Origin of the sequence: Nocardioides sp. NBC_00368 (assembly GCF_036090055.1) — a bacterium.
Classification (GTDB): domain Bacteria; phylum Actinomycetota; class Actinomycetes; order Propionibacteriales; family Nocardioidaceae; genus Nocardioides.
On the sequence record NZ_CP107970.1, the window covers coordinates 2,344,303 to 2,366,244 of the forward strand.

Below are 21,942 nucleotides of genomic sequence, written 5' to 3' on the forward strand. Positions count from 1 at the left end.
CCCCTGCATCCTGTTGTCCGGTCCTGTTGTGTGTGCGCCTCCGAGCACGCGGCGCCTCTGGTGACACCATACCTGTACGCCTCGGGTGTCTCGAACGCCGCGCGGCTGTGTTGGAAAGCCGCTGACGCGGCTCCCGCCGGGTGTCGTTAGGGTTCCTCACGTGACCAGCGCACGTGCCTCCCGGATGCTCTCTCGGCGCACCGCCGTGGGTGCTGCCGTGGTCGCTCCGCTGGCCGCCTCGGCGTGTTCGGCCTCGGAGACGCTGGATCATGTCAAAGCCCCTCCACCCAGCACTCCCCCGGCCCCCGCCAACCCCGACCAGAGTGTGATCGACGCCACGGTCGCGGAGATCCTCGGCGCCGACGACGGAGCGCCCTCGGCGTTCGCCGAGCTGCATCGGGTGCACATCGAGGCACTGGCTCCGACCAAGGGCGTGGCCGCCGCTCCGGCGAGCGGGCGCTGGCAGGACCGCCAGGTCGCCCTGGTCACGACGCTCACCGCCGCTGCCGGGCGTGCGGCGGACCCGCGGCTGATCACGCTGCTCGCCTCGGCTGCCGCCGGCCAGCAGCAGCTCCTGCACGGACGGGGGCTCGCATGACGACCGCCGACACCGCCTCGACCGAGGCCGTCCAGGCGGCGCTCGCGGTCGAGCACGCCGCGATCTACGTCCTCGGTGCGCTCGGCGGGCTCACCTCCGCCTCCTCCGCACCGGACCTGGCGCGAGCGCTGACCGACGCCTACGACGACCACGTGAACGCCCGGGAGGCGCTGGCCGCGCGCGTGGTGGCCGCCGGGATCGAACCGGTCGCACCCTCGGCCGTCTACGACCTGCCCGGCCGGATCGGCACGGAGGCCCGCATCGGCGCTGCGGCCCTGCGCCTGGAGAAGGACACCACCGCGACCTATCTGTCGCTGGTACCGAAGGCGACCGGCACCGACCGGAACCTGCTCATCCAGCTGCTGTGCCGGGCGGCCGCGCGCCAGCTCGACCTCGGTGCCGAGCCGGCCGCGTTCCCGGGGACCTGAGCCGGTCAGGTCCCAAAAAGCCGAGTGGCCCGCGAACCGTCCGGCGCGGGAGACTCCCGAGATGTCTCCCGAGACCGGGCGGCTCGCGGGCCAGGTTTTGGCCTGGACACGAGGCCTGAGAAGTCGCCTTTGGCGGAACCTCTCTTGCAGAAGTATGCAATCCCCGCTCAGAGCGGCCCAGACCCGCAAAATCGCATTGCAAGAACTTGCAACTTTTCTGGCGTCATTCCCAGGAGCGGACGATGTGGTGTATGTCGCTCAATCGCTCGGCGACGGCGTCCGGGAGGCCCTCGCTGTGGCCCACCTGGCTGCTCGGGATGTTGCTGTGCGGGATGTGGATCGCCCGCAGACCAGCCTTCTGAGCACCGTACACATCATCGAAGAGCCTGTCCCCCACGTAGACGCATCGAGATGGATCCGAGACCTTCACCGCGTCCATCGCCGCGTGGAACGCCTCCTCGGCCGGCTTCGTCCAGGGGACCTCGGAGGTGTAGACGTCACCGTCGAGCAGGTCGAGCACCCCGTCGCGCTCGAAGAACCCTCGGTGCCACGCGCGCGGCCAGATCGTGTTGGACAGCACCCCGACACGTACGCCGTCGGCGCGGAGCGCCTCCCACAGCGGCTCGACCTCGGGGTCGGTCAGCGTGTGCGGCTCCCAGAACTCGTAGTAGGCGTCGAGCAGCTCCGGGTCGTGCTCGAGACCGGCCTCGTCGAAGAGGTCGCCGATCGCCGAGCTCTGCTGATGGTCGCGGCTCCGGGCCCAGATCGTCTCGCCGGCCTGGTGGAGCCTGGTCGCATTGACCGGGTGATCGTCGTCGCAGGCACCGCTCACCGCCTGAGCGAGCGCCAGCGACTCGGCGTGGAAGTCGATGTCGTGCCACTTCGTCAGCGTGCCGCCCCAGTCGAAGATCACCGCGTCGATCGCCATGGCCACGACCCTACCGACGCCCCGACTCACATGTGCCCTGTCTCCACATAGGAGCGGTGCCAGGAGAGCGCCTCGCCGAGCAGGTGCGGCGTGTGCATCGCGTCGGGACGCTCCCGCTGGGCGCGTTCGAAGTAGTCGGTGAGCCGGTCGCGGTAGTCGGGATGGGCACAGTTTGCGATGACCTTCCGTGCCCGCGCCCGTGGCGAGAGACCACGCAGGTCGGCCAGCCCCTGCTCGGTGATCACGACCTGCACGTCGTGCTCGGTGTGGTCGACGTGGCTCACGAACGGCACGATCGACGAGATCGCGCCGTTCTTGGCGGTCGAGGGCGACACGAAGAAGTTGAGATAGGCGTTGCGGGCGAAGTCGCCCGAGCCACCGATGCCGTTGACGATCGAGGAGCCGGCGACGTGGGTCGAGTTCACGTTGCCGTAGATGTCGGCCTCGACCATCCCGTTGACCGCGATCAGGCCCAGCCGGCGGATGATCTCTGGATGGTTGGAGATCTCCTGTGGCCGCAGCAGGATCCGCCCCTTGTAGTGATGGATGTCGTCGTTGAACCGCTGCGCGCCCGCCTCGGAGAGCCCGAAGGATGTCGATGAGACTCCGATCAGCTTGCCCGCGTCGAGCAGGTCGAGCAGGCCGTCCTGAATCGTCTCGGTGTAGGCGGTCAGGTGCTCGAACTCTGCGTCCTGGAGGCCGGCTAGGACCGCGTTGGCGACGTTGCCGACGCCGGCCTGGAGCGGGAGCAGGCTCTGGTGCAGCCGGTCGTTGCGTACCTCGTGGCGGAGGAAGTCGACGAGGAGGTCCGCCATCGCGCGGCTGTCGTCATCGATCGGGCGCAGGGGCGAGTTGCGGTCGGGCTGGTCGGTCTCGACGACGGCGACCACCTTCTCGGGATCGACCCGGAGGTACGGGTCGCCGATCCGCTGCATCGGTGTGGTCAGCTGGATCGGTGCTCGTTGCGGTGGCAGCCGGGTGCCGTAGTAGATGTCGTGGAAGCCCTCGAACCCGCGCGGCTGCCAGCTGTTGACCTCGAGGATCACCTTGTCGGCGTTCTCCAGCCAGGTCTTGTTGTTGCCGACGCTCGACGTGGGGACCAGGAGCCCGTTGGGGAGGATCGCGGCGACCTCGACGACGGCGACGTCGAGGTCGCCGTAGAAGCCGAACCAGCTGTGCTGGGCGACGTGGGACAGGTGTACGTCGACGTACTCGACCTCACCAGCGTTGATCTGCTTCCTCAGCAGCGGGTCGCCGTTGTAGGGCAGCCGCTTCGAGACGCCGTGGACGCCGGCCAGCACACCGTCGAGGCCCGGTGCCGTGGAGGCTCCGGTCCACGCCTGGACCCGGAACTCCTCGCCGCGCTCGTGTGCCGACAACATCCGCTGCGCCAACGCCTCCGGCACCGCCTTCGGGTGGCCGGCTCCGGTGAAGCCCGAGAACCCGACCGTCTCCCCCGGCATGATCTGCTCGGCCGCCTCGGCCGCGCTCGCCACTCGCCAAGCGAGCCTACGGTCAAGAATCCTGTCCCCCGTCATGGGGTCGATCTTGCCGCATTCGGGGCGGTTGGGATCCCCGGTTAACCGGGTATTCCTGCACTTCTCGGGCAATGCAACACCCGAGAAGTGCAGGAAACACCGGAGAAGTCCCGATTATGTCAGCCGGCGACGACCTCGGTGAGGTGAGCGACGGCGTCGGCGAGGGCGACCTCGGTCTTCTCACCGCTCTTGCGGTCCTTGACCTCGATCTTGCCCTCGACCAGGCCCTTGCCGACGGTGACGATGGTCGGCACACCGATGAGCTCGGCGTCCTTGAACTTCACGCCGGGCGAGACCTTGGGACGGTCGTCGTAGAGTACGTCGATGCCGGCGGCCTCGAGCTCCTCGGCGAGCGTGGCTGCGGCCTCGAAGACGGCCGAGTCCTTGCCGGTGGCGACGAGGTGGATGTCGTACGGAGCGACGTTGCGGGGCCAGGCCAGGCCGATCTCGTCGAGGGTGCCCTCGGCGATCGCGGCCACGGCGCGGGTGACGCCGATGCCGTAGGAGCCCATCGTGACCGTGACCAGCTTGCCGTTCTCGTCGAGCACCTGCAGGCCCAGCGCGTCGGCGTACTTGCGGCCGAGCTGGAAGACGTGGCCCATCTCGATGCCGCGGGCCAGCGTCAGCGGACCGCTCCCGTCCGGAGCCAGGTCGCCCTCGCGGACCTCCGCGGCCTCGATGGTGCCGTCGGGGGTGAAGTCGCGGCCCGCGACCAGGTCGATGACGTGCTGACCGTCGACGTTGGCGCCGGTGACCCAGCGGGTGCCGGTGACCACGCGCGGGTCGACCAGGTAGCGGATCCCGGACTCGGACTTCTCGCCGAGCACCTCGGGCCCGATGTAGCCCTTCACGAGCGAGGCGTGCTTCTTGAGCTCGACGTCGTCCATGGGCTCGACCTCGATCGGCTCCAGCTGACCCTCGAGGCGCTTGATGTCGACGTCGCGGTCACCGGGCAGGCCGATGGCGAGCGGCTCGACGGTGCCGTCGGGGTGGCGCAGCGTCACCAGCACGTTCTTCAGCGTGTCGCCGGCCTCCCAGGGACGGTCCTCACGCGGGAACGCCTCGTTGAGGTGGTCGACGAGCGTCTGGATCGTCGGGGTCTCGGGGGTGTCCTCGGCGTGGGCAGCGGGCACGCCCTCGTAGGAGATCGGCTCGGGGGCCAGCGTCGTGACCGCCTCGACGTTGGCGGCGTAGCCGCCGGGCGAGCGTACGAACGTGTCCTCGCCGGCCTCGGAGACCGCCAGGAACTCCTCGGAGGCCGAGCCTCCCATCGCGCCGGAGGTCGCCTTGACGATGACGTACTCGAAGCCGAGGCGGTCGAAGACCTTGACGTACGCCTCGCGGTGGGCCTGGTAGGCGGCCTCGAGACCCTCGTCGGTGACGTCGAAGGAGTAGGAGTCCTTCATGATGAACTCACGGCCGCGCAGCAGGCCGGCGCGCGGACGCGCCTCGTCGCGGTACTTCGTCTGGATCTGGTAGATCGACAGCGGCAGGTCCTTGTAGGAGCCGTAGAGGTCCTTGACCAGGAGCGTGAACATCTCCTCGTGCGTGGGACCGAGGAGGTAGTCGGCCTCCTTGCGGTCCTTGAGCCGGAAGATGCCGTCGCCGTACTCCGTCCAGCGGCCGGTCGCCTCGTAGGGCTCGCGGGGCAGCAGCGCCGGGAAGTGCACCTCCTGGGAGCCGATCGCGGCCATCTCCTCGCGGATGATCTGCTCGACCTTGCCGAGCACGCGCAGTCCCAGCGGCAGCCAGGAATAGATCCCCGGCGCGGCGCGGCGGATGTAGCCGGCACGGACAAGCAGCTTGTGGCTCGCGACCTCGGCGTCGGCGGGATCCTCACGCAGGGTCCGCACGAAAAGGGTCGACATACGGGCGATCATGCGGGCAAGCGTACGGCTCGCAGGACCGCTGTCGCGAACCGGTTGGAATTGGCGTTGCAACCGGTTCGGCGCCCGGCGCATCTTTACTTTCATGAGAGGTATCCGAATCCCGGCACTGGCCACGGCCATCCTTGCTGCTCTCATGTTCCCGGTGACGCTCCTGTCGCCGGCTTCTGCCGCCACATCCGTGAGCGTCCGTCCGCTCCCGCTGCCCATGGGAGAACCGCCGACGGTCCCCTACATCGCCGGCTCGGTGGGCGACTACGACGTCGTCGACGGGGACACAAGGCTCTCGATCCCGATGCCGGACTCCGGCCACGCCAATCTCCTCGGAGCCTCGGGCAACGGCTATCTGGTGCGCGTCTTCCCGGAGCACCGCATCGTGCGTGTGGAGCCGGGGAAGGCTCCGAAGCAGCTCGCCGACCTGGACTTGGCCGAGGACGCGAGGCTCTCGTCCGACGGCCGCTACCTGCTGCTGCTCACCTATCCGAACGACAACGCCGTGGCGCGGGTCCTGGACGCCACGACGGGACAGCAGATCGCTCGCCGCACGTTCCGGGTCCGCTCTCGCGTGATTCCCCTCGACGTACGCGGGACGACGGTCCTGGTCGGGGCCCATTCGCCTGCCCGGACCCTCACCTGGAACTGGAGGACCGGCGCCATCGTCACGATCGGGAACCGGACGGCGTACGTGGCTTCCTACGCCTCCGACCGGCTCGCGACCTACGACGACTTCTCGGGACAGCCGGAGTGCACGTACGTCTCGAAGATCTCCACCCCGGCGACGACGACCTGGCGCACGTGCACCGAGAAGGTCGCCTCCTTCTCCCCGGACGGCGCTCGGATCGCCACCGAACCGAATGATGGCGGCGTCGCGAACGTGAAGCGCCGCAGCCTCAACGGCACCCTGCTGACCACCTACACCAACATGAACGGGGTCTGGGCAGCGGCCTGGGAGACCAACTCCCGGATCCTGCTGAAGTCCTACCCCAACGACCGAACGACCAACTGGCTCGTCCGCTGCGAGGCTGCGGCCTGCGAGCGCGCCGCCAAGGGACACATCGAGGACCTGACATGAAGACGACACTCATCCGCGTCCTGGCGGGCCTCACCCTGGCCGCCACCGCGCTCTCACTGACCACCTCACCGGCATCCGCCGCCACCGATGTCGACGTACGTCCCGGGTCGCTGCCGAAGGGCAGCCCGCCGGCGGTCCCCTACCTGCACCATCCTTCCGACGACTCCTGGTCGGTGGTCGACCCGAAGACGGGCATGAAGACCCCGTTCACCATCGGCGAGGCCGATTCGGTCACGCTCGTGGGCAGGTCGGGCAACGGGTTCCTGCTGCGGGTCCACTACCGGACCGACTGGCTCATCCGCGCCGAGCTGGACAAGCCGCAGCGCACGCTCATCGACGGGATCCACTACCAGTCGCTGACCAGGATGTCGGCCGACAACCGGTATCTGCTGAGGACGGCCTTCGTCTCCAGCGGTACGCAGCTGCAGGTCCGCAACGCGGTCACCGGTGCCGTCGTCGCCCGGCACACCTTCCGGAACACGACCGAGCCGAACCCGATCGACGTCAGCGGCACCCGTGTGCTCATCGGCGGGTTCTCCCCCGCGCGCACGATGGTCTGGAACTGGAGCACCGGCACGATCCGGACGATCGCGTCCCGGGCGGCCTATGCCGGCGCCTTCGGCTCCGACCGGTTGGCGGCCTACACCGCGAAGCCGTTCGACTCCGACGCCTGCAGCGTCGTGTCGAGCATCTCCCAGCCGGGCACGACGCTGTGGCGATCGTGTGCTGAGGCGGTAGGGGCCTTCTCCCCCGACGGTGCCCGGATCGCCACGAGCCCGATCGCGTGGCGCGACGACTCGTCGGTCGTACGCCGCCGCAGCGTCCGCGGCACCCTGCTGGCGAACTATCGCAACCCCAACGGTGTCTGGGTGCACGGCTGGGAGACCAGCACCCGGGTCCTGATCGAGTCGGCACCCTACTCAGGCGTCGACTGGCTGGTCCGCTGCGACGGCACCGTGTGCGAGCGGGCCTGGCAGGCGTACTGAGCTCGGAACAGCTCAGAACATGATGGTGGAGAAGCGGGCCGTCTCGAGGAAGCCGGCCCGCTCGTAAGCACGGCGCGCGGGGGCGTTCCACTCGTTGACGTAGAGGGAGATACGAGGGGCGATCTCGCTGCGGACGATGTCGCAGACCGCGGCCATCCCGCGGGCAGCGAGGCCCTCGCCGCGTCGGTGCGGAGGCACCCAGACGCCCTGGATCTGGGCGGCCTCGGGGGTCGCGCAGGCGACCTCGGCCTTGAAGACGACCTCGCCGTCCTCGATCCGGGCGAAGGACCAGCCGCGTGAGATCAGCTGGAGCACCCGGGCCCGGTAGAGGTCGCGGCCGCCGCCGGTCTCGGGCGAGATGCCGACCTCCTCGGTGTACATCGCCACGCACGCCGGATAGAGGACGTCCATGTCGGCGCGGACGGTGCGGCGTACGAACGGGTCGGGCTCGACCAGACTCTGCAGCTGTTGCTCGAGGTGGGGCTGCTCCCAGCGCTGGTCGCGCGGCGCCCCCCAGGCATCGCCGATCGACCCCCACAGCGAGCGCACCGCGGGCTGCCGCCCGACGATCGTCGAGACGGTGCGGACCCGGCTGCGGGCGCGCTCGCCGAAGGCCGCGGCGTCGTCCTCGGTGGCCTGGATGGGGACCAGGTTGGCGCCCACGTGACAGGCGGCGACGAGGTCGCCGCCGTCCCAGCGTCCCCAGATCTCGCCGCCCAGCCAGCGGGGCTCGAGGTTGGTGGTGCGGGCCCGGTACTCGGCGAACACGTTCACCACCGGGTCCAGGGCGGTCAGCTCCAGGAACGCACCGAGATCACCCGCATGCAGCGGGCGGATCCCCTGGCGCGTCGTCAGCATGTCTCCGAGCCTAGGGCCAATCTGGTCGTACGTCGCGCCACGGCTCGCTGGCCGGATCGAGAGACCGCGCCGGAGCGACCGCTAAGCAAAGGCGCGTTCGATCGTGTGCATGCGCTCGCGGATGGTCTTGAGGCGTACGTCCTGGCCGGCCTCGCCGGTGTCTCCCCAGACCGCCCGGCCCACCATCACGCCGCGGGCGCCGAGCTCTCGGACCCGGGGCAGACGGGCGCTGAAGTCGTCCCAGGCCATGCCGTCGGACCGTGCGACCCAGGGAGCGCTGCCGATGTCGGCGCGCTCGATGGCGGCGAGTCCCTCGTCGTTGACCTTGAGCTTCAGCACGATGCCGCCGCACCGCGACCGCGCGCCGAGGACGGCCAGATCGTCGAGGCAGCCCGGCGTCGCGCAGTAGGGCTCGAGGAAGACCCGGTCGTAGCTCGGGAGGCGGTCCAGGATGTCCAGCGCCATCGGCGCACAGCCGCCCCGGTGGTCGTCGAACCCGACCTTCACCGCGTCCGTCGACCTCTCCGGGACGACGAGATCATCGACGGCATCGATGTCCGGGAGCCCGGCGCAGGCGAGCTCGCGGCGTACGTCGCCGTGCCCCTGCGTGGGGCGCACGACGATGCCCCAGCCAGGGGTGTGGGCCACCAGATCGAGGAGCTCGGACCTGATGTCGGTGGAGTCCGAGGTGCGGAACAGCGCGTCGTCCGCGTGATCGATGGCAAGCCAGAAATTGGTCACTGTTGTCGCCAGTCTGAGAAGGGAAGAAGAAGACGTGTGGAGGCGCTAGGCGAAGCCTAAGCAGTGCGAGCTCGCATCAGCGGCATCTCGGGTTAATTGCAGATTTCGGGTCGCGGGCGCGGCCCGTCAGTACTCCCCGCCGTCCGCGACGATACACTGGCCGTTGATGGCGCTCGCGCCGTCGGAGGCGAGGAAGACGCACACCTTGGCGACGGCATCGGCGGTGACGAACCGGTGTCCGGGGATGCGCGCCGCCCGGTAGGCGATGTACTGGTCGACGGTCACCCCCTCCTTCCGAGCGTGCTTGACGAAGACCTGCCGGGAGGACTCGCTCCACATCGGCCCCGGGGCCACGACGTTGGCGCGGACGATGCCCTCCTCCTCCTGCGCGATCGCCTGGGCGAGCCCGGTGAGTGCATGCTTCGACACCCCGTAGGCGGCCCGTCGTGAGGGCGTACGGATCCCGAAGACGGAGCTGACCAGCACGACCGCGCCGGACCGGGCCGCCCGCAGCTTCGGGAGCGCGAGCGAGGCCGTGCGCCACACCGACGTCAGGTTGAGGTCGAGGGTGAGCTGCCACTCGGAGCGGTCGATCTCGGCGACGGTGTCGGGGCTGGGGTTGATGCCGGAGCAGTTGATGAGGCCCGACAGCGTGTCGAACCCGGTGAGCGTCTCGGCCAGGGCGTTCACGCCGTCATCGGTGGTCAGGTCGCCGGCCACGCGCGCGACGGCACCGGTCTCGTCGGCCAGGTAGGCCAGCTCGGTGGTGCGGCTGAAGGCATGCAGGATCACCGGCGTGCCCTCCGCGCTGAGCCGGCGCGCGACCGCGCTGCCGAGGTCGCCGGTCGCGCCGAGGACGAGCGTCGGCGATCGCTCAGTCTGAGTGCTGGTGCTCATGGCGCTCCTTGATCCGGTGGATCGCCGACCGGACCACGTCCTCATGGGCGGGCGGCAGACCAGTGAGACCTTCGAGATGGCTCAGGCAAGTGATATCACCCATTTGCCCCAGCCGGTACGCGGTAATCGGAATCGCCGGGGTCAGAACCGGATGATGCAGCCGGCGGACCAGGGCCTGGGTGATGTCGGTGCCCCAGCCGAGCACGTCGCGCTCGCGGGCGACGGCTCCGGGGTCCTCCTCCCGCTCCAGGATCTCGAGGTAGCCGTCGACCGGCACCCGGCCCTGCAGGATCAGCTGGTACATCGCCGCCTTCCGCAGGAACAGCGACCGGAACGCCTCCAGCACGAACTCCAGCTCGTCCCAGTAGCGCTCGGGAGCCTGGGCGAGGAGCTCGCCGTAGTCCTCGCGCTCCTCGGTCAGGTAGAGGCAGATCAACCGGTCCATCCAGGACAGGCTCTCGCGTACGCTCAGCCGGGCCACGGCGTCGAGGTCGCCGGGCTGGAACCCGGCCTTGAGGAACGTCATCACCAACGGCCCCATGTGCATGTCGGCGAAGCGGGCGCCGTCGAGGGCCATGCCGTGCCCGTCGCGCAGCCGGTCGCGGATGCCCTCGGCGACGAAGTACTGGTAGAAGGTCTCGTGGGCGAACTCCGCCGACTCCACCGAGTCCTTGGTCCGCCCGGTCACGCCGAAGACCTCGGAGTGGTCGAGCAGATCGGCGATCCACTCGTACGTCAGGAAGTCCCGTTGCCGGGTGATGTCGAGGTCGCGCTGCAGGTTGGCGAAGAGCCACTCCGAGACGCGCGGGACCGGGATCAGGTCCTGCTCCTGCGAGGCCGGCTCGTCCATCCCCGTGAACAGGTCCCAGGCGATGTCGCGGTAGGTCTGGAACCGCACCCGGCTGGGGATGCGTGAGCTCTTCCGGTCCCACGGCTGTCCGCAGACGTGCTTGAGGTGGACGGTGTAGCCGTCCCACTGGGTGCGGGGAGCGGGTGCGCCCTCCTCGATGGAGGCGTAGAGCTGTTTGAGCACCATCGGAGTCGCGGGGAAGAACCCTCCCCCGCGCTCCATCTCCGCGGCCAGGTTGCGCAGCTTCTCGTCACCGCCGCGTTCCTCCCCGAGGGCGCGCACCTCGACCGGGGAGATCGGCTCGACACGTACGACCACGGCCGACTCGACCCCGAGGTCCTCCAGCCGGGCCGGGCTGCGCAGTTGCTCGGCGAGCTCGTCGCGCTCGGTCTGCAGGTTGCGCTTGCTGATCACGACGAACCGGCCGCCGCGGCCGAACGCGGAGCGCAGCTCGCTCAGGTCGGGTCGGGTGACGCCGTGCTCCTCGGCGCTGGAGGAGATCAGGTCGAAGTCGTCGATGACGATCGGCGAGCGGTCCTCGCCGACGAGGTCGCCGTAGTCGACCGCGCCGTCGCGCAGGCTGATGTAGCGCACCTGCTCCTGCGAGGCGGTCCAGTCCCTGATCTCGATCGTCTTGCCCGAGCCCGAGGGCCCGGTGAGGAAGAACAGGTTGGACTCGGTGTTCTCGAGCCACCGACCCAGCGCCTCGATCAGCGGGATCGTGGCCTGCTCGGTCGTCAGTCCGCTCAGCGCCGCCACCCGGGCTCGTGGGAAGGTCAGCCGGGAGCTGGCGGTGGGTGCCGTCATCGGTGCCGCGGGAGCCGCCGTCGCCGGGGCCACCGGGGTCAGCACGGGACCGGGTGGCTCGGCGTCCTGGTCGCGCCAGGCGTACGCCTTCCACCACTTCGCCTGCCAGATGCCGGTGTTCTTCCGGATCCACTCGCCGCGATGGGCCGGGTCGAGGGTGCGGGGCACAGCACCGCCGACGACGCGGATGAGCTCGTCGAGCGGCATCAGCTTCGATCCGGACGTACGCCGGTAGAAGGTGCTTCTGGCCATCGCCACACCGGCGCCGCCGTCAGCTTTTCCGGTCACCTGCCGGACCCAGGCGCGCAATTCGCTGTTGAACTGCTCTGGTGAGAGAGATTCGTCGGTCATTGCCCCTCGCCGAGTCGCCCGCGTTCGCGGTTGAGAGTATCCCGCAGGCGTCCCAATTCTGTCCCAGAAACGTCCCAACTCACCTGGGACTGTCCTCACATCGTCCCCACTCCCGCCCGCCCTCTGGCGGGACGGATGTGGGCTCCGCCACCTTGGAGATGTCCCCACCGGGACAGCGCCGGCCCCACCTACCGGGCCCCACCGCTGAAGGAGATGATGACCATGAGGAACCACAAGTTCAGCATCGCCACCTTCGCCGTCACGCTTCTTGTCGTGTTCGGCTTCAACCAGCTGCTCAGCGCCGAGCCGCCCACGTGCCAGGCAGCCGCCGGCACCTCGTCCGTGTCCGTCGTCCTCACGGAAGGAGCGCTGTCATGACCCGCAACTTCCTGCGCCTCGGCGATACCGTCAAGGCCCGCGGCGGCGTCCGTTCCGGAAAGCGCGGTGTCGTCGTCGCCACCGCCGCAGGCCGCACCAAGGTCCGCTTCAACGGCACCAGCGGCACCCGCTGGGTGCGCAGCAGCAACCTGAGCTCCACCGGCAGCGGCTCGCTGCCCTGGATCCTTCCGGTCAAGGCCGCACTCGTCCTGTTCCTGGTCGTGCCGGGTCTCCGGTTCGTCGTCGTCCACCTGTGGACCCACGGCGGGCTCGACGGCTTCGCCACGGCTCTCGGGAACCAGATGGGCCAGGCCGCGCTCGCCTGGGGCCACCTGATCACCACGGACCCGGTCGGAGCACTCCTCCACCTCGGGTTCCTCGGCGTCGTCTCCAGGCTGATGCACTGGTGACACCGCCGACATGGTTTCGCGACGTACGCGAGGGGGACGCCGCGAAGCAGACGAAGAGGCCCGGTCCGAGAGTTCGGACCGGGCCTTCTTGCGCGTGAGCGCCGCGGGATGTTCACCGAGTTACCTCGGTGAGCGCGCACTGCCCTCGTGGAGTTCCGCGAAGGAAGTGACCGTTCACCGAGTTACCTCGGTGAACATCCGCACACACCTCAGCCGCTGACCGAGACCTGAGCGCCGGCGCCCTCGACGGGCTCCATGCCCTCGGCGATCTTCATCGCCTCCTCGATCAGGGTCTCGACGATGGCGGCCTCGGGGACGGTCTTGATGACCTCGCCCTTGACGAAGATCTGGCCCTTGCCGTTGCCGGAGGCGACACCGAGGTCGGCCTCGCGGGCCTCACCGGGGCCGTTGACGACGCAGCCCATGACCGCGACGCGCAGCGGGACCTCGAGGCCGTCGAGGCCGGCGGTCACCGCGTCGGCGAGCTTGTAGACGTCGACCTGCGCGCGGCCGCAGCTCGGGCAGGAGACGATCTCGAGGCGGCGCGGGCGGAGGTTGAGCGACTCCAGGATCTGCAGGCCGACCTTGACCTCCTCCACCGGCGGAGCGGAGAGCGAGACCCGGATGGTGTCGCCGATGCCCTTGGACAGCAGCGAGCCGAAGGCGACCGACGACTTGATCGTGCCCTGGAAGGCCGGGCCGGCCTCGGTGACACCGAGGTGGAGCGGCCAGTCGCCGGACTCGGCGAGCAGCTCGTAGGCGCGGACCATCACGACCGGGTCGTTGTGCTTGACCGAGATCTTGAAGTCGTGGAAGCCGTGCTCCTCGAACAGGGAGGCCTCCCAGATCGCCGACTCGACCAGCGCCTCGGGGGTGGCCTTGCCGTACTTCTCCAGCAGCCGCTTGTCGAGCGAGCCCGCGTTCACGCCGATCCGGATCGAGGTGCCGTGATCCTTGGCCGCGGCGGCGATCTCCTTGACCTGGTCGTCGAACTTGCGGATGTTGCCCGGGTTGACCCGGACCGCAGCACAGCCGGCCTCGATGGCGGCGAAGACGTACTTCGGCTGGAAGTGGATGTCGGCGATCACCGGGATCTGCGACTTCTTCGCGATCGCCGGCAATGCGTCGGCGTCATCCTGGCTCGGGCACGCGACCCGGACGATGTCGCAGCCCGACGCGGTCAGCTCCGCGATCTGCTGCAGCGTCGAGTTGACGTCGGAGGTCAGCGTGGTCGTCATCGACTGCACGGAGATGGGGCTCTCGCTGCCGACGCCCACCGAACCGACCTTGATCTGGCGAGTCTTGCGGCGGGGGGCGAGCACCGGGGCGGGTGCCTCCGGCATACCGAGGCTTGTCGGCGTGGGGATCGACGTCATGTCTACCGATTCTACGTGCGGGTCAGGCCTGGAGATGAAGCGGGACGACGAGGTCGGCGACGATCAGGACAACACCCATCACCAGCAGCGCCGAGGCCACGACGTACGCCACCGGCAGCAGCTTCGCCGGGTCGGCATGCCCCGGGTCGGGACGCCGGAAGACCTTGGCGAAGGCGCGGCGGATGCCTTCCCACAGCGCCGTCGCGATGTGACCGCCGTCGAGCGGCAGCAGCGGGACGAAGTTGAAGATGCCGATGAAGAGGTTGAAGCCGCCGACCAGGAACGCGAAGCTGGAGACCTTCTCGGCGACGTCGAGACCCTCGTGGGCGGCGATCTCACCGGCGATCCGGCCGCCGCCGACGATGCTGACCGGGCTGTCGGCCGAGCGCTCCTCGACACCGACGATCGCGAGCGCGACGTGCCAGACCTTGACCGGCAGGCGCAGGAGCGAGTGGACGGCGTTCTCGGCCATCGCGCCCATCTCCTTCAGCGCGTAGACCGGGCCCTCCTTGGTCGTCACGATGTGCGACTCGGGAGACATCCCGAAGAAGCCGACCTTCGCGGTCTCCGGATCGGCGCTGGTGTCGTCGACGTCCTTGACCCGCTCCTGGACGACGGTCTGGGTGTGCAGCGTCATCCGTTCACCGTCGCGATCGATGACGATCGTCGCGTCGCCGTCCATGTTGTCGCGGATCAGCTTCTGGGCGACCGACCACGAGGTCAGCTCGGTGCCGTTGAACGAGATCAGCTCGTCGCCCGGCTTCAGGCCGGCGTCGGCGGCCGGCGTCGGCTTGTCGCCGGCGCGGCACTCGCGGCCCTGGTCCTCCCAGCTCAGCAGGCACTCCTGCAGGCTCGAGACGACCGGATGGCCTTCGTTGACGACGGGCTCACGGACTCCGTAGATGCCGAAGACACCCCACAGCACGAAGAACGCGATCGCGATGTTCACCGAGGGCCCGCCGGCCATCACGATGACCTTCTTCCACCACGACATCTTGTAGAAGAGCCGCGGCTCGTCCTCGGGGCGGATCAGCTCCCACTCGGCCGAGCGCGCGTCGCTGATCAGCTGGGTGAACATGCCGGTGTTGGACTTGCGCACCCGGAGGGCACCGTCCTCGGTGCGCTCCCCCAGCTGTTCGGCGCCGGGCGGCAGCATGCCGACGATCTTGACGTAGCCACCGAGCGGGATCGCCTTGAGGCCGTACTCCGTCTCGCCGATCTGCTTGGACCACACCGTCGGCCCGAAGCCGATGAAGTACTGCGTCACCTTCCCGCCGAACGCCTTCGCCGGGATCATGTGGCCGAGCTCGTGCAGCCCGATCGAGGCCAGGATCGCGACGATGAAGCCGATCACGGCCAACGTGTAGAGCAGATAGCTCATGGGCGGGTCTCCAGGATGCGGGTGGCCTCTTCGCGCGCCCAGGCGTCGGCGGCGAGCACGTCGTCGATGGTGAGCGTGCTTTCAGAGCGTACGCCGTGGTGGGCTGCCATCACCTCCGCAATCGTGTCCACGATGCCGGTGAACGGGATCCGGCCCTCGTGGAAGGCGTCGACGCAGACCTCGTTGGCGGCGTTGTAGACGGCTGGGTGGGTGCCGCCGCGGGTGCCGGCCTCACGAGCCAGTCGCACCGCGGGGAAGGCGTCGTCGTCGAGCGGCTCGAAGCGCCAGTCGGCGGCCTTGGTCCAGTCGATCGGCGTCTCGGCGTCCGGCACCCGCTCGGGCCAGGCCATCCCCATCGAGATCGGCACCAGCATCGTCGGCAACCCGAGCTGGGCGACCACGGCACCGTCGGTGAACTCGACCATCGAGTGGATGTACTGCTGCGGGTGGACGACGACCTCGATCCGGTCGAAGGGTACGTCGAAGAGCAGGTGTGCCTCGATGACCTCGAGGCCCTTGTTGACGAGGGTGGCGGAGTTGGTCGTGATCACCCGCCCCATCGCGAAGTTGGGGTGCTTGAGCGCCTGCGCCGGGGTGACCTGGGCGAGCTCGTCACGGGAGCGGCCGCGGAACGGGCCACCCGAGGCGGTGAGCACGAGCTTGCGCACCTCGTTCGCGGAGCCCGCGCGCAGCGACTGCGCGATCGCGGAGTGCTCGGAGTCGACCGGGACGATCTGCCCCTCGCGCGCGATCGTCTTGACCAGCGGCCCGCCGATGATCAGCGACTCCTTGTTGGCCAGGGCGAGCGTGTTGCCGGCCTCGAGCGCGGCCAGCGTGGGGCGAAGTCCGACCGCGCCGGTGATCCCGTTGAGCACCACGTCGGCGGGCTGGGCGGCGGCCTCGACCGAGGCCTCCTCCCCCAGTCCGGAGAGCTTGGGCGCGAACTCGGCCACCTGGGCCTCGAACAGCTCCTTGTTGGACCCGCCCGCGGTCAGTCCGACGACCCGGAACCGGTCCGGGTTGGCTCGCACCAGGTCGAGCGCCTGGGTGCCGATGGACCCGGTCGAGCCGAGGATCACCACGTCGCGTGGTCGCTGATCGTTCACCGGATCATTCTCCCAGCAGAGGCTGAGAGGGCGCCAAGCGGCCGGGCTGCGACCCGGAAAACTTCATGGGAAATAGCAACAGCCCCGGACTCCCCCACGGGTCCAGGGCTGTGCATGAAACGTTTTGCAACGTCTGGCCACAATTAAGCCACAAAGATGCACGTGAAGGCAAATCCTGAAACGCGCGTCCCAGTTAAATCTGCGTCAGATCAACGGCGCGAGGATGACGCCGAGCCGCGGCGTGACGTGACGGACCCACGACTCGGTCAGGTGCGAGTCGTCGTAGTAGGTGACCTTCTCCCCCACGATCAGCGGGCAGCGGTCCTCGGCGCACACGAAGCGCTGGGTGTCGACGTACGCCGCACGGGTGCCCTTCAGGGCCGCCTCGGTGAGCTCGTTGCTGCTGGTCTCGCGCGAGTCCCGGTCGCTGAGGCAGGACAGCTGGTCGGCCTCGGGGGCGCTGAGGCAGTCGGCCGGATCGTGGTCGACGGAAGGGACGTCGCCGAGGACGACCACCTTGCGGGAGATCTCCCGGTAGGCCTTCACCGTGCTGCGTACGGCCTGCGACCACTGCTCGTCACGGTCCATCCCGTCGTAGGTCTTGGGCATGAAGAGCTGGCCGCGGGCCGTGGAGACGATCGCGTCGGGGTCGAGGCGCTCGAGGCGGTCCGCGGACCAGTCGCGGAAGTCGTCGCACTCGGCCTGGGTCATCTTCTTGCCGCGGTGCTGGACCGGGTAGGGCGCACAGCCGACCTTGACGACGGGCACGACCCGGAAGCCGTTCTCCTTGCCGAGGTCGTCGAAGGCGGTCAGCCACATGCCGGCGTGGGAGTCGCCGACGACCGCGACGGTCTTCTTCGCGTCGGCGTCGCCGAGGGTGCAGTCGGCGCCGCGGGTCTCGCCGTAGTTGGCGTAGCAGCCGCCGTAGGTCTTCTGCCACCGGTCCTCGGTGATCTCCTCGCCGATCACGGCCGGCGGGATCGGTCCGCCGCGATCGGCGATCTCGAGGGCGGCGCGAAGCTCGCGCTGCACCTGAGGCGGACCGCCGGTCTCCGCAGCGGTGTCCGGGACCTCGTTGGCCGCGAACCACGCCCGCGCCTGGGCGGCACGCTCCTTCTCCGCGTACGCCGCGTAGCCGGTCGTCAGCCAGCCGCTGCCGACCGCGAGCACGAGCGCGACCGGCCACAGGACCAGCGAGCGCAGACCGTGGGAGAGCATCGGCACCTGCTTGCGCTGGAACGGGAGCTCGACGAAGCGGTGGCTCAGCGCGGAGAGCAGCAGCGCGGCGGCGACCGAGACCGTCATCTCGAGGGCGGCGTTGCCGAGGCGAAGGAGCTCGGGGCCGAGCACGATCAGCGGCCAGTGCCACAGGTAGAGCGAGTAGGAGATGTCCCCGACGTAGCGCAGCGGGCGCACGGCGAGCAGCTTCGCCGTCGGGGCGTTCGCACCCGAGGCCAGCAGCGCGACCGTGCCCAGCGTGGGCACCAGCGCCTGCCAGCCGGGGAACGGGGTGGTCTCGCTGAACACGACCGTCGAGACGACGATCGCCGCCGCTCCGCCGAGGCCGGCGGCGACGCTCGCGGCACCCTTGAGCCGGCCGCCCCAGCAGGCCAGCAACGCTCCCGCGGCGAGCTCGTAGGCGCGTGCGGGCGTGGAGAAGTAGGCGGCGGTGGGGTTCTCGCCGGTGGCGTACATCGACCACGCCAGGCTGGCGACCGCGATCACCGCGGCGATGACGGTGAAGCCCTTGCGGCCGAGCCTGGGGATGAGCAGGAGCGCCAGCACCGGCCAGACCAGGTAGAACTGCTCCTCGACCGAGAGCGACCAGTAGTGCTGGAAGGGCGAGGGCTCGCTGGGCTGGAAGTACTGCACGCCCTCGGCGGCGAAGTGCACGTTGGCCAGGAAGAACGCCGCCCAGGTGCCGTCGGCGGCGGCGTCGGTCAGCCGCGTGGTGGGTAGTTGCCAGGCGGCGTACGCCAGGACGACCAGGATCACGAGGGTGGCCGCCGGCAGGATGCGGCGGGCGCGGCGGGCGTAGAACTGCGGGATGCTGACCGTGCCCGAGGTGTCGGCCTCGCGCAGCAGCAGCGTGGTGATCAGGAAGCCGGAGAGCACGAAGAAGACGTCGACGCCGACGAAGCCGCCCTCGGTGTACGGGATGCCCGCATGGGCAGCGACGACCAGACCTACGGCAATGGCCCGGAGACCTTGGACATCTGTCCGCCATTGCTTGGCTGACATGTGGGGTGCACCTCGTGTGGGGGGTTCGACTGCTTCCATTGCTGGCACCGCGTCGCGGAGGTACGCGAAACGGCGCTCGATGCTTTCACGGACCCTGCCGGGCCGCACATCGAGGGTCGCACACCCACATGTTTGTCTAGCGGATTACTCGCCGATGAACGACATCACGTGCTTGATCCGGGTGTAGTCCTCGAAGCCGTAGACGGAGAGATCCTTGCCGTAGCCGGAGTGCTTGAAGCCACCGTGGGGCATCTCGGAGATGTAGGGGATGTGGGTGTTGATCCACACGACGCCGAAGTCGAGGCGCTTGCTGACCCGCATCGCGGTGCCGTGGTCCCTGGTCCACACGCTCGACCCGAGACCGTAGTCGACGTCGTTGGCGAACCGGAGCGCCTCGACCTCGTCGGCGAACCGCTGCACGGTGATCACCGGGCCGAAGATCTCGTTCTGGATCTGCTCGTCGTCCTGGCGCAGGCCGGCCAGGACCGTGGGCTGGTAGAAGTAGCCGTTCTCACCGCCCTCCACCCGTGCCGGCGCTCCCCCGGCCGCGATCGTGGCATGGTCCGGGAGTCGCTCGACCATGCCTGCGACCCGGGCGAGCTGTCCCGGGTTGTTGAGCGCACCCACGTCGCGGTTGTCGGCGGGGAGGCCGACGGTGGTGTTGCGGGCCGCCTCGGCCAGGGCGGCGACGAACTCGTCGTGGACGCCTGCCTGCACCAGCACCCGGGTCGCGGCCGTGCAGTCCTGACCGGCGTTGAAGTAGCCGGCCGCGGCGATGCCCGCGACCGCCTTGTCGATGTCGGCGTCGTCGAAGACGATCACCGGCGCCTTGCCGCCGAGCTCGAGGTGGACCCGCTTCACGTCGGCCGCCGCGGTCGCGGCGACCTCCATGCCGGCGCGCACCGAGCCGGTGATGGCGACCATCTGCGGAGTCTTGTGGCGGATCAGCGCGCGGCCGGTGTCGCGGTCACCGGTGACGAGGTTGAGCACGCCGGGTGGCAGGAACTCCTGGGCCAGCTCGGCCAGCAGGGACGAGCTGGCCGGGGTGGTGTCGGAGGGCTTGAGCACGACGGTGTTGCCGGCGGCGAGCGCGGGCGCGATCTTCCACGACATCATCGCGAGCGGGTAGTTCCAGGGCGTGACCTGCCCGATCACGCCGATCGGCTCGCGGCGGATCCAGGAGGTGTGGTCCGGCAGGTATTCACCGGCGCTCTTCCCCTCCAGCGTCCGCGCGGCGCCTGCGAAGAAGCGGAGGTGGTCGATCGTCGGGGGCAGCTCCTCCTCCAGGGTCAGCTGGTAGGGCTTGCCGGTGTCCTTGACCTCCACCGCGGTCAGCTCCTCGGCCCGCGCCTCCATCGCGTCCGCGATCCGGAGCAGGGCCAGGCTGCGCTCCTGGGGCGTGGTCTCACCCCAGGTCTCGAAGGCCGATGCGGCGGCTGCGTACGCCTTGTCGACGTCGGTCTCGGTCGACATCGGGGCCTGGGCGTAGACCTCACCGGTGGCGGGGTCGACGACGTCGTACGTCGCGGCGTCGGCGGCCCCGCACAGCTCGCCGCCGATCACGTTCCTGAAGATCTGGTCAGCCATGCGGTAGAGACTAACTCCTTCCTGTAACAGGGATGTCACAACTGAATCCGAAGTGATATTCGCACTTTGGAACGGATTCGCTTGCGAAAGCGAGATGCGGTAGGTGACCATGGAGTCATGACCGGCAACCACGAGCAGCTGCAGCGCGACGCCAAGGACCATCTCTGGATGCACTTCACGCGGCATTCGAGCTACGCCGAGGCGGATGTGCCGATCATCGCCCGGGGCGAGGGTGCCTACATCTACGACATCGAGGGCAACCGCTACCTCGACGGCCTCGCCGGCCTCTTCGTCACCCAGGTCGGCCACGGGCGCGCCGAGCTCGCCGACGCCGGCGCGGCGCAGGCCAAGCAGCTGGCCTTCCACCCGCTGTGGTCCTACGCGCACGAGCCGGCGATCGAGCTGGCCGCGCGGCTGGCCTCGCTCGCTCCCGGTGACCTCAACCGGGTCTTCTTCACCAACTCCGGCTCCGAGGCCATCGAGACCGCGTGGAAGCTCGCCAAGAACTACTTCAAGCTGCGCGGTAAGCCGGGCAAGCACAAGGTGATCGGGCGCAACATCGCCTACCACGGCACCACCCACGGGGCGCTGTCGATCACCGGGCTGGCCGACATCAAGGCGCCGTTCGAGCCGCTGGTCCCCTCGACCTTCCGGGTGCCGAACACCAATATCTACCGGGCCCACGAGATCACCGGCGGGCTGATGGACGGGAGCGACCCGGAGGCGTTCGGCCGCTGGTGCGCCGACCAGATCGACGTCGCGATCCGCGCCGAGGGTGCCGACACCGTGGCCGCGGTCTTCCTGGAACCGGTGCAGAACTCGGGCGGCTGCTTCCCGCCTCCCCCGGGCTACTTCCAGCGGGTGCGGGAGATCTGCGACGAGCACGACGTGCTCCTCGTCTCCGACGAGGTCATCTGCGCCTACGGGCGGCTGGGCACGATGTTCGGCGCGGAGCGGTTCGGCTACGTCCCCGACATGATCACCTCAGCGAAGGGGCTGACGTCGGGCTACGCACCGCTGGGCGCCACGATCATCTCCGACCGGCTGATGGAGCCCTTCCTGACCGGTGACGAGACGTTCTACCACGGCTACACGTTCGGCGGTCACCCCGTCTCCACCGCGGTGGCGATGGCCAACCTCGACCTCTTCGAGGCGGAGGACCTGCTCGGCAACGTACGCCGCAACGAGGCCGCCTTCCGCGCCACGCTGGAGAAGCTGAAGGACCTGCCGGTCGTCGGCGACGTACGCGGCACCGGCTACTTCTACGGCATCGAGCTGGTCAAGGACCGCGAGACTCGCGAGACGTTCACCGCGGAGGAGTGCGAGCGGATCCTCTACGGGTACGTCTCCAAGGCGCTGTGGTCCGAGGGCCTCTACTGCCGCGCCGACGACCGCGGCGAGCCCGTCATCCAGCTCTCCCCGCCGCTCACCGTTGGCCAGGCCGAGTTCGACGAGATGGAGCAGATCCTGCGCCGGGTGCTCGAGAAGGCCTCGACGATGCTCTGACCCGGGTCAGCGCTGGC

Annotated in this window: 19 protein-coding genes; 7 read left to right on the forward strand and 12 right to left on the reverse strand. The window is 69.2% G+C overall.

Features of this window, described 5'->3' with window-relative positions; genetic code table 11:
- The first annotated feature begins 160 nt into the window (after window positions 1-160).
- Both OG984_RS11185 and OG984_RS11190 read left to right on the forward strand, forming a co-directional pair.
- Window positions 161-598: a hypothetical protein gene (locus OG984_RS11185; RefSeq protein WP_328531655.1), complete on the forward strand. Its 438-nt coding sequence runs from the start codon at window positions 161-163 to the stop codon at window positions 596-598.
- Complete coding sequence (locus OG984_RS11190) at window positions 595-1,026, forward strand: DUF4439 domain-containing protein (protein WP_328531656.1); 432 nt, start codon at window positions 595-597, stop codon at window positions 1,024-1,026. Before OG984_RS11185 ends, OG984_RS11190 begins: the two co-directional genes overlap by 4 nt.
- Before the next feature lie 223 nt (window positions 1,027-1,249).
- Here the strand turns inward: OG984_RS11190 and OG984_RS11195 are convergent, their stop codons facing one another.
- From OG984_RS11195 to OG984_RS11205, 3 genes are all read right to left on the reverse strand, one after another.
- On the reverse strand, window positions 1,250-1,954 hold the full coding sequence (locus tag OG984_RS11195) for an HAD family hydrolase (RefSeq protein ID WP_328531657.1): 705 nt from the start codon (window positions 1,952-1,954) through the stop codon (window positions 1,250-1,252).
- 26 nt (window positions 1,955-1,980) lie between these two features.
- Window positions 1,981-3,492, reverse strand: coding sequence for an acetyl-CoA hydrolase/transferase family protein (locus OG984_RS11200; RefSeq protein ID WP_328531658.1), 1,512 nt, complete (start codon window positions 3,490-3,492; stop codon window positions 1,981-1,983).
- Window positions 3,493-3,611: 119 nt separating this feature from the next.
- Window positions 3,612-5,372, reverse strand: a complete 1,761-nt coding sequence (locus tag OG984_RS11205) for a proline--tRNA ligase (protein ID WP_328531659.1) — start codon at window positions 5,370-5,372, stop codon at window positions 3,612-3,614.
- Window positions 5,373-5,463: 91 nt separating this feature from the next.
- On the opposite strand from OG984_RS11205, the gene OG984_RS11210 reads away from it, so the two are divergent.
- Both OG984_RS11210 and OG984_RS11215 read left to right on the forward strand, forming a co-directional pair.
- Window positions 5,464-6,450, forward strand: coding sequence for a WD40 repeat domain-containing protein (locus tag OG984_RS11210; protein ID WP_328531660.1), 987 nt, complete (start codon window positions 5,464-5,466; stop codon window positions 6,448-6,450).
- On the forward strand, window positions 6,447-7,436 hold the full coding sequence (locus OG984_RS11215) for a hypothetical protein (RefSeq protein ID WP_328531661.1): 990 nt from the start codon (window positions 6,447-6,449) through the stop codon (window positions 7,434-7,436). The genes OG984_RS11210 and OG984_RS11215 overlap by 4 nt, the downstream gene beginning before the upstream one ends.
- A 12-nt stretch (window positions 7,437-7,448) precedes the next feature.
- Here OG984_RS11215 and OG984_RS11220 read toward each other — a convergent pair whose 3' ends face one another.
- From OG984_RS11220 to OG984_RS11235, 4 genes are all read right to left on the reverse strand, one after another.
- Window positions 7,449-8,294, reverse strand: coding sequence for a GNAT family N-acetyltransferase (locus OG984_RS11220; RefSeq protein WP_328531662.1), 846 nt, complete (start codon window positions 8,292-8,294; stop codon window positions 7,449-7,451).
- A gap of 81 nt (window positions 8,295-8,375) precedes the next feature.
- Complete coding sequence (locus tag OG984_RS11225) at window positions 8,376-9,035, reverse strand: hypothetical protein (RefSeq protein WP_328531663.1); 660 nt, start codon at window positions 9,033-9,035, stop codon at window positions 8,376-8,378.
- 126 nt (window positions 9,036-9,161) lie between these two features.
- Window positions 9,162-9,932, reverse strand: coding sequence for an SDR family NAD(P)-dependent oxidoreductase (locus OG984_RS11230; protein ID WP_328531664.1), 771 nt, complete (start codon window positions 9,930-9,932; stop codon window positions 9,162-9,164).
- Window positions 9,910-11,940 carry a hypothetical protein gene (locus tag OG984_RS11235; protein ID WP_328531665.1) on the reverse strand — a complete coding sequence of 677 codons (2,031 nt, stop codon included), beginning with the start codon at window positions 11,938-11,940 and terminating at the stop codon, window positions 9,910-9,912. The genes OG984_RS11230 and OG984_RS11235 overlap by 23 nt, the downstream gene beginning before the upstream one ends.
- 222 nt (window positions 11,941-12,162) lie before the next feature.
- On the opposite strand from OG984_RS11235, the gene OG984_RS11240 reads away from it, so the two are divergent.
- Window positions 12,163-12,318 (forward strand): hypothetical protein, encoded by a 156-nt coding sequence (locus OG984_RS11240; RefSeq protein WP_328531666.1) that lies wholly within the window; start codon window positions 12,163-12,165, stop codon window positions 12,316-12,318.
- Entirely contained in the window at window positions 12,315-12,728 is a 414-nt protein-coding gene (locus OG984_RS11245) for a hypothetical protein (RefSeq protein WP_328531667.1), read from the forward strand. The genes OG984_RS11240 and OG984_RS11245 overlap by 4 nt, the downstream gene beginning before the upstream one ends.
- Window positions 12,729-12,937: 209 nt before the next feature.
- On the opposite strand, the gene ispG is transcribed toward OG984_RS11245, so the two are convergent.
- From ispG to OG984_RS11270, 5 genes are all read right to left on the reverse strand, one after another.
- Window positions 12,938-14,104, reverse strand: coding sequence for a flavodoxin-dependent (E)-4-hydroxy-3-methylbut-2-enyl-diphosphate synthase (gene ispG / locus OG984_RS11250; RefSeq protein ID WP_328531668.1), 1,167 nt, complete (start codon window positions 14,102-14,104; stop codon window positions 12,938-12,940).
- A gap of 22 nt (window positions 14,105-14,126) precedes the next feature.
- Entirely contained in the window at window positions 14,127-15,485 is a 1,359-nt protein-coding gene (locus tag OG984_RS11255) for a M50 family metallopeptidase (RefSeq protein ID WP_328531669.1), read from the reverse strand.
- Window positions 15,482-16,591: a 1-deoxy-D-xylulose-5-phosphate reductoisomerase gene (gene dxr / locus OG984_RS11260; protein WP_328531670.1), complete on the reverse strand. Its 1,110-nt coding sequence runs from the start codon at window positions 16,589-16,591 to the stop codon at window positions 15,482-15,484. The genes OG984_RS11255 and dxr overlap by 4 nt, the downstream gene beginning before the upstream one ends.
- Before the next feature lie 204 nt (window positions 16,592-16,795).
- Window positions 16,796-18,832, reverse strand: a complete 2,037-nt coding sequence (locus OG984_RS11265; protein ID WP_328531671.1) for an acyltransferase family protein — start codon at window positions 18,830-18,832, stop codon at window positions 16,796-16,798.
- A 144-nt stretch (window positions 18,833-18,976) separates the two neighbouring features.
- Window positions 18,977-20,419: a gamma-aminobutyraldehyde dehydrogenase gene (locus OG984_RS11270; RefSeq protein ID WP_328531672.1), complete on the reverse strand. Its 1,443-nt coding sequence runs from the start codon at window positions 20,417-20,419 to the stop codon at window positions 18,977-18,979.
- 117 nt (window positions 20,420-20,536) lie between these two features.
- Between OG984_RS11270 and OG984_RS11275 the strand changes: the two genes are divergently transcribed.
- Window positions 20,537-21,925 (forward strand): aspartate aminotransferase family protein, encoded by a 1,389-nt coding sequence (locus tag OG984_RS11275; protein WP_328531673.1) that lies wholly within the window; start codon window positions 20,537-20,539, stop codon window positions 21,923-21,925.
- The last annotated feature ends 17 nt before the right edge of the window (window positions 21,926-21,942 follow it).

Coding starts and splice junctions, on each gene's coding strand:
- ispG (WP_328531668.1), bottom strand. CDS start 14,104: ATGACGTCGATCCCCACGCCGACAAGCCTCGGTATGCCGGAGGCACCC.
- OG984_RS11265 (WP_328531671.1), bottom strand. CDS start 18,832: ATGTCAGCCAAGCAATGGCGGACAGATGTCCAAGGTCTCCGGGCCATT.
- OG984_RS11275 (WP_328531673.1), top strand. CDS start 20,537: ATGACCGGCAACCACGAGCAGCTGCAGCGCGACGCCAAGGACCATCTC.
- OG984_RS11230 (WP_328531664.1), bottom strand. CDS start 9,932: ATGAGCACCAGCACTCAGACTGAGCGATCGCCGACGCTCGTCCTCGGC.
- OG984_RS11255 (WP_328531669.1), bottom strand. CDS start 15,485: ATGAGCTATCTGCTCTACACGTTGGCCGTGATCGGCTTCATCGTCGCG.
- OG984_RS11200 (WP_328531658.1), bottom strand. CDS start 3,492: ATGACGGGGGACAGGATTCTTGACCGTAGGCTCGCTTGGCGAGTGGCG.
- OG984_RS11270 (WP_328531672.1), bottom strand. CDS start 20,419: ATGGCTGACCAGATCTTCAGGAACGTGATCGGCGGCGAGCTGTGCGGG.
- OG984_RS11220 (WP_328531662.1), bottom strand. CDS start 8,294: ATGCTGACGACGCGCCAGGGGATCCGCCCGCTGCATGCGGGTGATCTC.
- OG984_RS11245 (WP_328531667.1), top strand. CDS start 12,315: ATGACCCGCAACTTCCTGCGCCTCGGCGATACCGTCAAGGCCCGCGGC.
- OG984_RS11190 (WP_328531656.1), top strand. CDS start 595: ATGACGACCGCCGACACCGCCTCGACCGAGGCCGTCCAGGCGGCGCTC.
- OG984_RS11210 (WP_328531660.1), top strand. CDS start 5,464: ATGAGAGGTATCCGAATCCCGGCACTGGCCACGGCCATCCTTGCTGCT.
- OG984_RS11235 (WP_328531665.1), bottom strand. CDS start 11,940: ATGACCGACGAATCTCTCTCACCAGAGCAGTTCAACAGCGAATTGCGC.
- OG984_RS11205 (WP_328531659.1), bottom strand. CDS start 5,372: ATGATCGCCCGTATGTCGACCCTTTTCGTGCGGACCCTGCGTGAGGAT.
- OG984_RS11240 (WP_328531666.1), top strand. CDS start 12,163: ATGAGGAACCACAAGTTCAGCATCGCCACCTTCGCCGTCACGCTTCTT.
- OG984_RS11195 (WP_328531657.1), bottom strand. CDS start 1,954: ATGGCGATCGACGCGGTGATCTTCGACTGGGGCGGCACGCTGACGAAG.
- OG984_RS11215 (WP_328531661.1), top strand. CDS start 6,447: ATGAAGACGACACTCATCCGCGTCCTGGCGGGCCTCACCCTGGCCGCC.